Source organism: Ideonella azotifigens (assembly GCF_021043325.1).
Lineage (GTDB): Bacteria > Pseudomonadota > Gammaproteobacteria > Burkholderiales > Burkholderiaceae_C > Ideonella > Ideonella azotifigens.
Window position 1 is genome coordinate 109,919 of record NZ_JAJNKD010000016.1, and the last position, 12,710, is coordinate 122,628.

Sequence of the window (12,710 nt, forward strand, 5' to 3'; positions counted from 1 at the left end):
TTCAGGCCCAATGAAAAACACCCGCTTCGGCGGGTGTTTTGTTGAGTGGGTTCAGCGCAGCAGCGGCTTGAGCACCGGCCAGACGTTGTCCAGCATGCGCGGATGCGCTTCGGCCTTGGGGTGGATGCGGTCGGGCTGGAAGAGCTGCTCTGCATCCGGCCGGTCGGCAATGCCGACCAGCAGAAAGGGCACCAGCGCGGCTTTTTGTGCCTGGGCGGTGCTGCTGAACACGTCGGCGAAGTCGCGCGTGTATTGCGCGCCGTAGTTGGGCGGCACCTGCATGCCGATCAATAGCAGCTTCGCGCCTGCGGCCTTGCCTGCCAGTGCCATCGCGGTCAGGTTGTCCCGCGTGCTGGCCAGCGGCAGGCCGCGCAAGGCATCGTTGCCACCCAGCTCGATCACCAGCACCTTGGGCTGGTACTGCTTGAGCAGGGCCGGCAGCCGGCTGCGGCCGCCGGCGGTGGTGTCGCCGCTGATGCTGGCATTCACCACTTCGAACGGCAGCTTCTCGGCCGCCACCCGCTGGCCCAGCAAGGCCACCCAGCCACTGCCACGTGCCAGGCCGTATTCGGCCGACAGGCTGTCGCCCACGACCAGCACCCTGGATTGACCGGCAGCCGGTGCGGTAGATGCCGCAGGCGTGGCCGCGAGGGCCATGCCGCCACTGGCCGACAGCGCGGCCAGCAGCACGCTACAGTGCAAGATCCGGCGTCGCAGCCCCTGCAGGCGCGGTGCGGTTTCCATCTTCTTCGCCTTCATGTCAGAACCCATCATTGCCGTTGAACAGGTCACCAAACGGGTGAGCGATGCCACCGGCACGCTGACCATTCTCCACGACATCTCTTTTGTGCTGCAGGCCAGGGAATCGGTCGCCATCGTCGGCGCCTCGGGTTCCGGCAAGAGCACCTTGCTGGCGCTGCTGGCCGGGCTGGACACGCCCAGCGAAGGCCGGGTCATGCTGGACGGGCAGGACCTGTTCGCGCTGGACGAGGACGCACGCGCTGCGCTGCGCGCACAGAAGCTCGGCTTCGTGTTCCAGAGCTTCCAGTTGCTGGCCAACCGCACCGCGCTGGAAAACGTGATGCTGCCGCTGGAGCTGGCCGGACGGCGCGATGCGCGCAGCCAGGCGCAGGAGATGCTGCAGCGTGTGGGCCTGGGTGAGCGCCTGGCCCACTACCCGCGGCTCATGTCTGGCGGCGAGCAGCAGCGCGTGGCGCTGGCCCGGGCCTTTGTTGTGCAGCCCAAGGTGCTGCTGGCCGACGAGCCCACCGGCAGCCTGGACCACGCCACCGGCGAGCGGGTGATGCAGCTGATGTTCGACCTGAACCGCGAGCTGGGCACGACGCTGGTGATGGTCACGCACGACCGCGCCATTGCCGCCCGCTGCGCCCGCCAGCTGCGCATCGAAGCCGGCAGGCTGATGCCGGAAACCCTGGCCGACCTGCCTGCTTGATGGAGCCCCCAGGACTGTGCTGCGCCCAGCCCGCCCCCCGCGGGGGACAAGGAAACTTGGGGCGGCCCGGCGTTTCCTTGGCTTCTTCAATTTTTGCCGCGCAGTTTCTGCACCAGGCTGACCCCTGCCAGCACCAGCGCACCGGCCACCAGCCCCACGCCGAGGTCGGCCACCATGCCGCCAATGGCGTGCAGCCAGCCGGGCAGGGCAGCTGTGATGGTTTCGATGGCGTGGTGCAGCGGCGGCGCGCCGTGCACCAGGATGCTGCCACCGACCAGGAACATGGCCACCGTGCCGGCCAGTGCCAGGAACTTCATCAACCACGGCGCGGCGCCCAGCAACAGGCGGCCAAACGCGCGCAGCGCGGGCCGCAGGCCGCCATCGCCTTCGATGCGGCTCAGTGCTAGGCCGGCGTCGTCCATCTTGACGATGGCGGCCACCAGGCCGTAGACGCCGATGGTCAGCACCACGGCCACCGTCACCAGCACGCCCAGCTGCGTGACCAGCGGCTGGCCGGCCACGCTGCCCAGCGTGATCGCGATGATCTCGGCCGAGAGGATGAAGTCGGTGCGGATCGCACCGCGGATCTTGTCGCGCTCCATCGCCACCAGGTCGATCGCGGGATTCTCCACCGCGGCCAGCAGGCTGGCGTGGTGCGCTTCGTCTTCCGCCGCATGCGCACTGTGGGTGATGCGGTGCCACAGCTTCTCGAAGCCCTCGAAGCACAGGTAGGCGCCGCCCACCATCAGCAGCGGCGTGATCAGCGCCGGCACCCAGGCGCTGATGGCCATTGCCGCCGGCACCAAAATGGCCTTGTTCAGCAGCGAGCCCTTGGCGACGGCCCCGACCACCGGCAACTCGCGGTCGGCCTTCACGCCCGACACCTGCTCGGCGTTCAGCGCCAGGTCGTCGCCCAGCACGCCGGCGGTCTTCTTGGCCGCGACCTTGGTCATCAGCGCGACATCGTCGAGCAGGGTGGCAATATCGTCGATCAGCGCGAGCAGGTTGGCAGCAGCCATGGATCGTGGGTTCCTTTGTGGTGGTGGTCAGGCGTGCCACCGCGCGCCATGGTAGCCGGCCGCTGCGGTGCGAATGCCGTCAGGGCTTGGCACCCAGGACCTTCAATTGGGCCACCGCGTGTTCGTTTTTCGGGTTCAGCACCAGTGACTGGCGGTACGCTGCAATGGCCTGCGCCTTGGCGCCGTCGTTCGCATACGCCTCGCCCAGACTGTCGAAGGCGTTCCAGCTTTCCTTGTTCAGCTCGGCCGCGAGGCGGAGCAGGGCGACCGCAGCCTTGCGGTCGCCCATGCCTATCAGCTGGTAGCCCCAGGCATTGAGTTCGTCTTCAGACAGCGAGAAGTCGGGCTCCTGTGCCTTGAAGGACTGGTAGATCTCGGACGCATGGTCCGCACCGCGGCGGGCCAGTTCGGCGGCAAAGCTGGCGCGGGTTGGCGGCGTACCTTGGCTGTGGCTGGCATTGACCTTCAGCAGGTGCGCTGGCGCACCGCTGCTGGCGGCCGGCAGGTCCAGGAAGGCCCGGCTGGCGGTGTCGCCCTTCAGGTAGGCGTCCAGGAAGCGGCGCACATAGGTTTCCAGCCAGGCGTAGGCGGTCGACAGTTCGGCCTTGTCGTAGTCTTGGTATTGCTCGTCGGGCCGCAGGCGCTGGTCGAACATCACCGAGAAGTTGGGATGCGTCATCGGATACAGCGTGACCCGGTAGACGTCGGCGTATTTCAATCGATTGAGGTAGCTGGTGGCCTTGTTGCGGCCTTCCGAGAGTTCTTCGATCTCCACCGGCCGCGCTGCAAGGTAGAGCAAGGGCGCGGTGTTGCGCGCCGGTGTCGCGTAGCCGGCCTGCTTGACCAGGTCGGGCCAATAGCGCACCGAACCGTCCAGGCTGACCACGGCGCCGATGCGGCTGTCCTTGGCGGCGGCCAGCACATTGGCCAGCCCGCCCCAGCTGTAGCCGATCACCGCGACGCGGCTGCTGTCCGCCTGCGGCAGGCCGTGGGCAAAACCGATCAGGAAACGGATGTCGGCCACCTGGGCTTCGACCCCTTCCAGGTCGCTGGTCATCTCACGCGAGCTCTGGCCGATGCTGGGGCTGGCGATGACCAGGTAACCCTGGCTGGCCAGGTATTCGCAGAGGTCAGCGTTCTCGAACGACCAGGCGCCGAAGCTGGGCGCGTAGATCACCACCGGCCACTGGCCAGTGGCCGCGGCTGCGTCCCGCACCGCGAGCATCGGCGCGGCCAGTTCGGCCTGTGCACGCGCTGGCGGCAGTGCGGCCACACGGCCTTGCACGAACTGGGCGGCCTGGGCCGCGCGTTCGGCGGGTGGGCGTGAGAAGTCGTCGTCACCGGCGCCCAGGCGCAGGTAGTCCACCACCTTCATCGCCGGGGCTGCGCCGGTCTCGGCCGGGTACCAGATCAGGGTCTGGACCGGCCGGGCGCGCTCGCCGGTCACTGGCTTGCCGGTGACCGTGTCGGTGGGCCCGCGGTAGCCACGCGAGAAGTCGTATTGCTCAATCACCCGCAGGCCCACGGCATGGGGGCCCGGCGGGTTGAGCCGGGTGAAGTTGGATTCGGCGCGGGCTGCGCAGGGCAGGCCGAGCAACAAGGCCAGTGACAGCAGGAGAGAGCGCATGGGACTCCGATTGAAGCTTGCCTTTCGGCGGACGAAAAAAAGGCGCCTGTTGGCGCCTTGGTTCGCTGGGTGATCAGCGCTCACTGGCTGAACTTGTAGTCGGTCTTCGCCGCGGCGCGCAGGTCTTCCTGGTATTTCTGCAGCTTGGCTTGCGACAGGCGCTGCATCAGCTGGGCCTTCACGTCGTCGAAGGCCGGGAACTGGGCTTCGCGGGAGTCTTCCAGCTTGATGATGTGGTAGCCGAACTGGGTCTTGACCGGCTCCTGCGTCATCTCGCCCTTCTTCAGCGCGGCCATGGCCTGGCCGAATTCCGGCACGTAGGCGTCAGGCTTGGCGAAGTCCAGGTCGCCGCCGTTTTCGGCCGAGCCCGGGTCCTTGGAATTCTTCTTGGCCAGGTCTTCGAACTTGGCGCCGGCCTTGATCTCGGCGATCAGGCGCTTGGCGTCTTCTTCCTTCTCGACCAGGATGTGGCGGGCACGGTATTCGGTGCCGCTGGAAGAAGCCTTCACCTTGTCGTATTCGGCCTTGGCTTCGGCGTCGGTGACAGGGTTCTTCTTTTGATAGTCGGCAAACAGCTCGCGGATCAGCACGGTCTGGCGCAGCAGTTCGAGCTGGGCCTTGTAGTCTGCCGTCGCGGGAATGCCTTTCTTCTCGGCTTCCTGGGCGAAGATCTCGCGCAGCACGACTTCGTCTTTCGCGCGGGCTTCCATTTCAGGGGCAACCGGCTGGCCGTTGCGGCTTGCCTGTTGCATCAGCATGCTCACACGCGCCTTCGGAACAGGCTTGCCATTCACGATGGCAATGTTCTGGGCGTATGCGCCCATCGGCAGGATCACGGCCATGGCCGCCAGCAAGACAGTGGACTTCAAGTTCATGCGTGTCGCCTTTCGGGGGACTCGATTTTGTCGATGAGATGAAAAAGGAAGGCGCGAGGCAGATATACCCACGCAGCCGCGATCACAGGAGATATTGGGTTCAGGCCAGATTCGGCGATGAAGACAAGACCTTCATTTGAAGGACCTGATTTGACGCGGATGGGTGATGGGTGGATTCGCTGTTCGCGGTCAGACTTCGCCCGGAGCGCGTGCGTCCAGTGCCAAGGCATGGATGCCCCGGCTCATCAGGGGGCCCAAAGCATCATACACGAGGCGATGCCGTGCAATTCGTGACAGTCCGGTGAAGCTTTCGCTGACCACACGGACCGAAAAATGGCTGCCTTCACGGGCGCCGGCATGGCCGGCATGCGAGGCGCTGTCGTCCTGCACGACGAGCGCGCTGGGCTGCAGCGCGGCCTGCAACACCGCTTCGAGTGCCGCGGCTGTGGCATGGGTGGGCAGAGCGTTTGTCATGGGAGTTTCTCAGCCTTCAAAGGCCGCTGCCAGGGCCTGGTGCCGGCGCGGAAGCTTCACCTTCTTCGGGCATGTATTTGCTGACGTAAAGGCCTTGGCCCAGGATGAACAGCAGCATCAATCCGGTGCCGCCGAACAGTTTGAAACTGACCCAGGTTTCTGTCGTGAAGCTGTACGCGACCCATAGATTCAGCAAACCCATCATGCCGAAGAAGCCGACCCAGGCGAAATTCAGGCGCTGCCAGATGGCGTCCGGCAAAACCAGTTGATCGCCCATGGTGCTGCGCAGCAGGTTCTTGCGAAACAGCGCCTGGCTGATCCACAGCGTCAACCCGAAAGCCCAGTACAGGCCGCTGGGCTTCCACTTGATGAAGGTTTCGTTGTGCAGCCACACGGTCAGCCCACCCAGCACGGTGACCAGCGTCAGGCTGATCCACAGCATCAGGTCGACCTTGCGGCCGCGCAGCTTCAGGTAGATGACCTGGCACAGCGTGGCCACGATGGTGACCAAGGTGGCCAGCATCACCGGCCCTTCGCTGGCCGCGACCACGCCGCCCGAGACCAGTGCGCCGAAATGCTGGGTGGCGAATTCGCCGGCCCATTCCTTGTGCGATTCGGTGGCGCGGAAGGTCAGGAAAAAGAGGATGACGGGCAGCAGGTCGAACAGCAGTTTCATGTCGAGGCGTTTTACGGTTTCGGCGCGAAGTCTATCGCTGCCGAATTGATGCAGAAACGCTCGCCGGTCGGCTCGGGGCCATCTTCGAACACATGACCCAGGTGGGAGCCGCATTTGGCGCAGCGCACCTCGACCCGCGTCATGCCGTGCGTGGTGTCGACCACGCGCTCGATCTTGCCGTCGTCAATCGCCTGCCAGTAGCTGGGCCAGCCGCAGCCTGCGTCGAACTTGCTGTCCGAGCTGAACAGCGGCTCGCCGCAGCCAATGCAGCGGTAGGTGCCGCCTGCGAAGTGGTCCCAATATTTGCCGGTGAAGGCGCGTTCGGTGGCGGCGTGGCGGGCAATCGCGTACTCGGTCGGGTCCAGCTCTTCGCGCCATTGCGCATCGGTCTTGCGCACGGGGTAGCGCGGGTCGTCGTGATCGTGGCTCATGAGGAACAGGAAACTTCCAGGTGATGGGCCCAGTCGGGCGGGAAGCCGGCGTCGGCATCGTGTTCAGGCTGTTCGTCGAACGGGCGCGACAAAACTTTCAACAGGCGCTGCACTTCGCTGAAGTCGCCACCTTCGGCCTGCCGGATGGCCTGTTCGGCCAAATGGTTGCGCAGCACGTACTTGGGGTTGGCCTGGCGCATGCGCAAGGCCCGCGCAGTGTCGTCGCTCATTTCCTGGCGCAGGCGCTGGGTGTAGTCTGCCGCCCAGGCGTCGAAAGCCTCGCGGTCGACGAAAAGGTCGCGCACCGCGTCGTTGCGGGCCTCGAGTGCCGTGCTGAAGTCGCACAACCGGCGCCAGGCGATGGTGTGGTCGGCGCGCTGTGCGGCCATCAGGCGGAGTAGGCCGTCGGCCAGCGCGCCGTCGCCAGCCTGGGTGTCCTGCAGGCCCAGCTTGGCCAGCATCAGCGAGGTCATGGCCTCGCTGAACGCGGGGCCATAAGGTTCCAGTTCGGCGCGCAGCAGTTCGGCATCGGCCTCCTCGCCCTTGCCACTGCCCACCAGTGGCAGCAGCGCCTGGGCCAGCGCATGCAGGTTCCACCAGGCCACCTGCGGCTGGCGCGCGAAGGCGTAGCGGCCACTGTCGTCCGAGTGGTTGCAGATGTGGTTCGGGTCGAAGGCGTCGAGGAAGCCGAACGGGCCGTAGTCGATCGTCAAGCCGAGGATGGACATGTTGTCGGTGTTCATCACGCCATGTGCAAAGCCGACAGACTGCCACTGCGCGAGCAACCGCGCGGTGCGCCGCGTGACCTCGCCGAGCAAGGCCAGCACCGGCTGCGGTGCCTCGGCGCAAGCGGGGTAGTGATGGGCGATGACGAAGTCCACCAGCTGGCGCAGCCGCTCGGGTTGGCCATGGTGCGCGAAGTGTTCGAAGTGGCCGAAGCGGATGAAGCTGGGCGCCACGCGCGTGACGACTGCCGCCGTCTCCACGCGCTCGCGCCGCACCGGCAGCGCCGAGCCGGTGAGGCACAGCGCGCGGGTGGTCGGAATGCCCAGGTGGTGCATGGCCTCGGAGCAGAGGAATTCGCGGATCGACGAGCGCAGCACCGCGCGGCCATCGCCCATGCGCGAGTAGGGCGTGAGTCCGGCGCCCTTGAGCTGCAACTCCATCGGACCGGCAGGCGTGTCCAGCTCGCCCAGCAGCAGCGCGCGGCCGTCGCCCAGCTGGCCGGCCCAGACGCCGAACTGATGCCCGCTGTAGACGCTGGCCAGCGGCGCCATGCCGGGCCAACTGCCATTGCCGCTGAGCACGGCCAGCGCGCCTTCACTTTGCTGCCAGTTTTCGGGCCAGCCCAGCAGTCGTGCGCAATCCTCGCTGGCGGCAATCCAGTGCGGGTCTGGCAGGCCCTGCGCGGGCAGGCGGGTGGCAAAGCCTGCACCCAGCGCCGCAAAGCGGTTGAGCCAGGCGGCGGGCGGTGGCGGCAGGGCGGCTTGCGGGGCAACTTGTACGGCAGACATGTCGGCAGTGTAGGCAGGCGCGACTGTCGCCTTGGCGACGAGGGGCATTCGGGTTTCATCTGAGGCCGCGCAAGGCCTCTGGCGCTGCTGCGTGCCTATCATCGAGCGAGCTTGTTTTGCCACCTTGCAGGAGACACCCGATGAGCGCCTTGATGGGCCAGATGATGACCACGCCGCTGATGATTGGTTCCGTGTTGCGCCATGCAGCGCGGCATGCGGGTGAAGTGGAGGTGGTGTCCAAGCGGGTCGAGGGCGATGTGCACCGCACCAACTGGGCCGGCATCGAACTTCGCGCGCGCAAGCTGGCGCAGGCCTTCGCGCGGCTGGGCTGCGAGCCGGGTGACCGCGTCGGCACGCTGGCCTGGAACGGCTACCGGCACCTGGAGATCTACTACGGCAGCTCCGGCTCGCAGCTGGTCTGCCACACCATCAACCCGCGCCTTTTCCCGGAGCAGATTGCCTGGATCGCCAATGACGCAGCCGACCGCGTGCTGTGCTTCGACCTGAATTTCCTGCCGCTGGTCGAGAAGCTGGCGCCGGAGATGAAGTCGGTGCAGCACTTCGTGTTGATGACGGACCGCGTGCACATGCCGGCTGCCAGCAGCATTGCCGGCTTGCTGTGCTACGAAGAGATCGTCGACGCAGAAGACGGCGCCTACAGCTGGCCCGACTTCGACGAGAACACCGCGTCCAGCATCTGCTACACCTCGGGCACCACCGGCCACCCGAAGGGCGCCGTCTACAGCCACCGCTCGACGCTGCTGCATGCCTACGCCGCGGCCATGCCGGACGCGATGAACTGCTCCACCCGCGACGTGATCCTGCCGGTGGTGCCGATGTTCCACGTCAACGCCTGGGGCATTCCCTATACCGCGGCCATGGTCGGCGCCAAGCTGGTGATGCCTGGCCCGCACCTGGACGGCAAGTCGCTCTACGAACTCTTCGAAAACGAAAAGGTCACTTTTTCCGCCGGCGTGCCCACCGTGTGGCTGGGCCTGCTGACCTACATGAAAGCCAATCGGCTGAAGTTCAGCAGCTTCAAGCGCACGGTGATCGGCGGCTCGGCCTGCCCGCCGGCAATGATGAAGACCCTGCAGGAGGACTTCCATGTCGAGGTCATCCACGCCTGGGGCATGACCGAGATGTCGCCGCTGGGCACGCTGTCCAAGCTGATGTCCAAGCACGACGACTTGCCGGCCGAGGCCAAGCAGAAGCTGCTGGAGACCCAGGGGCGGGTGATCTATGGCGTGGACATGGCCATCATCGACGACGATGGCCGCAGCCTGCCGTGGGACGGTGTGGCCGCCGGCAACCTGGTGGTGCGCGGCAACTGGGTCATCGCCAGTTACTTCGGCCAGAAGGACGCGCCTTCGCCGCTGGTCAGCGTGGACGGCGAGCCCGGCTGGTTCCCGACCGGCGACGTGGCCGCGATCCACCCTGACGGCTACATGCAGATCACCGACCGCAGCAAGGACGTGATCAAGTCCGGCGGCGAGTGGATCAGCTCCATCGAGCTGGAGAACATCGCAATGGCGCATCCCGCCGTGCACGAGGCCGCAGTCATCGCCTGCAAGCACCCGAAATGGGATGAGCGGCCGCTGCTGGTGGTCGTGCCCAAACCTGGCATGTCGCCCACGCGCGAGGACCTGCTGGGCTTCTTCGAAGGCCGCATCGCCAAGTGGCAGATCCCGGACGACGTGGCCATCGTTGCCGAGCTGCCGCACACGGCCACCGGCAAGCTGCAGAAGCTCAAGCTGCGCGAGCAGTTCAAGCAGCACCGGCTGCCTGGCGCCTAAAGCCTCAGGGGCGGCGCAGCAGCCGATCCGGCGAAGTCGCGTCGTCACCCAGCTCGGCCTTCACCCGGCGTTCGATCTCCAGCATCAGCTTGAGCAGGTCCGCGCGCGGGTTGAGCTGGAAGGCCTTGGCACCGGCCTGCTCGGGGAAGAGCTGGGCCAGCACGGGCTGCAGTTCGCGCGCGGTCGAGTCGATGCGCAACTGGAGCACAAAGGGTGCCGGGACCGGCGCGGCGCCATTTGCAGTGGCGGACACCGCGGCTTCGGCCGGGTCGGCCAGGGTGGGCATGGCGCCAGAGGTCGATGGCTCGGACGGCGGATGTTGCGCTCCATCGGCGGGGGCGTCGAACACCAGTTCGCGGCTGCTGAAGCTGCGTGGCGCGCTGCCGGCACAGGCGGCCAGGTCGGGCACCGTCCAGGGCTGGAGCGGCGAGCCATCCAGCCCGAGGGCCAGGTCCCGGCCCGTGATGAACTCGTTGTGCGGCCAGCCGCTGTCGCCGCGCCACCAACGGTTTCTCACGCGCGCAAAGGTCTGCCGCGTGACCGCGATCGGCTGGGCCCCGTAGCGCTCCGGCAGGGCCTTGAGTTCCTCGTCCACTGCGGTGGCGTAGGCCACGCCTGCCCGGGCCACCGCGCGCGCGCCGATCTCGATGCCGACAACGTGCGAAAGCGTGTCCTCATAGGTGAAGGCCGAGATCTTCTCGGGGGCCAGGAAGGTGCTGCGGTAGTCGAACCAGGTCAGCACTTCGTGCCAGGTCATCATCAGGAACGCCATGCGGCGTGCGAGCGTGTCCAGTTCGGGCCAGGGCGGGGGCGATCCCTGCGCCAGCGCAGGGCGCTGCAAGGTGACGCGCACTTGCATGCCGCGGTCGCCGGCAGGCACGGTGAACTTGAGCGTCTGGTCCTGGCGGGCCCAGGCCGCGCCCAGCCGGCCGTGCAGGTAGGCCACCCAATCTGCGGACTGGCGCAGGTGGTCCACGTCCAGGAAGCCGGCTGCGCAGGTGTAAACCAGCCCCCCTCTTTCGCCGCGATGGTCGCGATAGCCGTGCTGGCCGACGAAGTGGACGTCGAAGAACATGTTGTCCACGCCGCGCAGCGTATGCAGCGCCGGGATGGTGCCCAGGCGCACCCCGGGGGCGAAGCCGGCCTCCTGCGCATCGAGCGCCGCGGCCCTGCCATTGCCCGCGCACATGGCCAGGCCAAGAACTGCCGCGGCAAGCTTCAGTCGCGCTGCGCAACTGTGTCTGATGCGATGGGAATTCCACACGATGCCGCCTCCCTCTCCACATTGGGCCGAACCGGCCCGCATGCTAGGCCTGGCCCGCGATCCGCTTGTGGGCGACGGGCACAAGCAATCGTCGGAAGAGGGGTCTTGCATCGCTCGCTGCACGGCCGGCCCGCGCGCATGGCGTTTTCCCGCGGCTTTGTCCCGGGCGCGACAAGCTTTAGTGGTAGTCCCTGAAGCCCTGCACAGGGGCTTCCGTTACCGTTGACTGGCTTCAGTGCAGCGCATCAAACACAACAGGAGACGGCCCGATGAAGATCAGCTACAAATGGCTTGGCATGGTGGTCACGGCATCGCTGGCGATGACCACCGGCCTGGCCCACGCCCAGAAGGGCGAAACGGTCAAGGTCGCGTGGATCGACCCCTTGAGCGGGCTGATGGCCCCGGTCGGCCAGAACCAGGTCAAGAGCTTCCAGTTCATTGCCGAGCAGTTCAACAAGGGCAATGCGGCCGGCGTGAAGTTTGAAGTCGTCCCGATTGACAACAAGCTCAGCCCGGCCGAGTCGTTGAATGCCTTGAAGTCGGCCATCGACCAGGGTGTGCGCTATGTGACCCAGGGCAATGGCTCCAGCGTTGCACTGGCGCTGATCGATGCGATCAACAAGCACAACGAGCGCAACCCGGGCAAGGAAGTCGTCTACCTCAATCATTCTGCGGTAGACCCCGACCTGACCAACAGCAAGTGCAGCTACTGGCACTTCCGGCTGGACGCCGACACCTCGATGAAGATGGAGGCCTTGACCACCTTCATGAAGGACCAGAAGGACATTCAGAAGGTCTACCTGATCAATCAGAACTATTCGCATGGCCAGCAGGTGGCCAAATACTTCAAGGACGCGCTGGCGCGCAAGCGTCCGGACGTGCAGGTGGCGGGCGAAGATCTGCATCCCCTGGCCCAGGTGCGCGACTTCGCGCCATATGTCGCCAAGATCAAGGCCTCCGGCGCCGACACCGTGGTGACCGGCAACTGGGGATCCGACCTCACCCTGCTGGTGAAGGCGGCCAACGACGCCGGCCTGAACGTCAAGTTCTACACCTACTACGCCGGCGTGACAGGCACGCCCACCGCGCTCGGTGCCGCGGCAGCCGGTCGTGTGTTCCAGGTCGCCTACGCCACCTCCAACATGGGTGGCGCGACCGCCAAGCTGATGGCTGACTTCAAGACCAAGTTCAACGACGACTGGTACACGGGCTCCAGCTACCACCTGTTCGCGCTGCTGAGCGACGCGATGGCCAAGGCCAAGTCCACCGACCCGGTGAAGGTCGCCGCTGCCATGGAAGGCCTGAAGTTCAAGAGCTTCAACGGCGAGGTCGAGATGCGCAAGACCGACCACCAACTGCAGCAGCCGCTGTTCATCTCGGTTTGGCAGAAGACTGACGCGAAGAACAACTACAGCGTCGAGAACACCGGCTACACCTTCGCCGAGGTCAAGGCCTACGACGCGTATGTTTCCAGCACGCCCACCTCGTGCCAGATGAAGCGGCCCTGAGCAGGGTGAGCGCGCCGCTGCGCGCCTGAACCGGGCCCGCCGGACGCCGCTCCGCCGGGCCCTTTTTGTCGAC

12 protein-coding genes are annotated in these 12,710 nt (G+C 66.2%); 3 read left to right on the plus strand and 9 right to left on the minus strand.

The annotated features are described in order from the left end of the window. Positions 1 to 51 precede the first annotated feature (51 nt). Positions 52 to 759: an arylesterase gene (locus LRH25_RS25725; RefSeq protein ID WP_375140545.1), complete on the minus strand. Its 708-nt coding sequence runs from the start codon at positions 757 to 759 to the stop codon at positions 52 to 54. Here LRH25_RS25725 and LRH25_RS25730 point away from each other — a divergent pair. Beyond that, a complete protein-coding gene (locus LRH25_RS25730) occupies positions 758 to 1,453 on the plus strand; it encodes an ABC transporter ATP-binding protein (RefSeq protein ID WP_141284266.1) in 696 nt (231 codons plus the stop codon). The genes LRH25_RS25725 and LRH25_RS25730 overlap by 2 nt on opposite strands. Positions 1,454 to 1,539: 86 nt before the next feature. Here LRH25_RS25730 and LRH25_RS25735 read toward each other — a convergent pair whose 3' ends face one another. The 7 genes from LRH25_RS25735 to LRH25_RS25765 all read right to left on the minus strand — a co-directional run bounded on the left by LRH25_RS25735 (position 1,540) and on the right by LRH25_RS25765 (position 8,069). Then, complete coding sequence (locus tag LRH25_RS25735) at positions 1,540 to 2,472, minus strand: DUF808 domain-containing protein (RefSeq protein WP_141284270.1); 933 nt, start codon at positions 2,470 to 2,472, stop codon at positions 1,540 to 1,542. Between the two features lie 79 nt (positions 2,473 to 2,551). Next, positions 2,552 to 4,099 (minus strand): dienelactone hydrolase family protein, encoded by a 1,548-nt coding sequence (locus LRH25_RS25740; protein WP_141284272.1) that lies wholly within the window; start codon positions 4,097 to 4,099, stop codon positions 2,552 to 2,554. Positions 4,100 to 4,179: 80 nt separating this feature from the next. Next, positions 4,180 to 4,974, minus strand: a complete 795-nt coding sequence (locus tag LRH25_RS25745; RefSeq protein WP_141284274.1) for a peptidylprolyl isomerase — start codon at positions 4,972 to 4,974, stop codon at positions 4,180 to 4,182. 189 nt (positions 4,975 to 5,163) lie between these two features. Further along, entirely contained in the window at positions 5,164 to 5,448 is a 285-nt protein-coding gene (locus tag LRH25_RS25750; RefSeq protein ID WP_141284276.1) for a BolA family protein, read from the minus strand. A gap of 16 nt (positions 5,449 to 5,464) precedes the next feature. Next, a complete protein-coding gene (locus LRH25_RS25755) occupies positions 5,465 to 6,124 on the minus strand; it encodes a septation protein A (RefSeq protein WP_141284278.1) in 660 nt (219 codons plus the stop codon). Positions 6,125 to 6,135: 11 nt separating this feature from the next. Beyond that, positions 6,136 to 6,555: a peptide-methionine (R)-S-oxide reductase MsrB gene (gene msrB / locus LRH25_RS25760; protein ID WP_141284280.1), complete on the minus strand. Its 420-nt coding sequence runs from the start codon at positions 6,553 to 6,555 to the stop codon at positions 6,136 to 6,138. Next, positions 6,552 to 8,069: a protein adenylyltransferase SelO gene (locus LRH25_RS25765; RefSeq protein ID WP_141284282.1), complete on the minus strand. Its 1,518-nt coding sequence runs from the start codon at positions 8,067 to 8,069 to the stop codon at positions 6,552 to 6,554. The genes msrB and LRH25_RS25765 overlap by 4 nt, the downstream gene beginning before the upstream one ends. Positions 8,070 to 8,209: 140 nt before the next feature. On the opposite strand from LRH25_RS25765, the gene LRH25_RS25770 reads away from it, so the two are divergent. Further along, positions 8,210 to 9,865: a 3-(methylthio)propionyl-CoA ligase gene (locus tag LRH25_RS25770; RefSeq protein WP_141284284.1), complete on the plus strand. Its 1,656-nt coding sequence runs from the start codon at positions 8,210 to 8,212 to the stop codon at positions 9,863 to 9,865. Between the two features lie 4 nt (positions 9,866 to 9,869). Here the strand turns inward: LRH25_RS25770 and LRH25_RS25775 are convergent, their stop codons facing one another. Beyond that, positions 9,870 to 11,054: a DUF4056 domain-containing protein gene (locus LRH25_RS25775; protein ID WP_170200681.1), complete on the minus strand. Its 1,185-nt coding sequence runs from the start codon at positions 11,052 to 11,054 to the stop codon at positions 9,870 to 9,872. 344 nt (positions 11,055 to 11,398) lie between these two features. Between LRH25_RS25775 and LRH25_RS25780 the strand changes: the two genes are divergently transcribed. Beyond that, positions 11,399 to 12,637, plus strand: a complete 1,239-nt coding sequence (locus tag LRH25_RS25780; RefSeq protein WP_141284288.1) for a branched-chain amino acid ABC transporter substrate-binding protein — start codon at positions 11,399 to 11,401, stop codon at positions 12,635 to 12,637. Positions 12,638 to 12,710 lie beyond the last annotated feature (73 nt).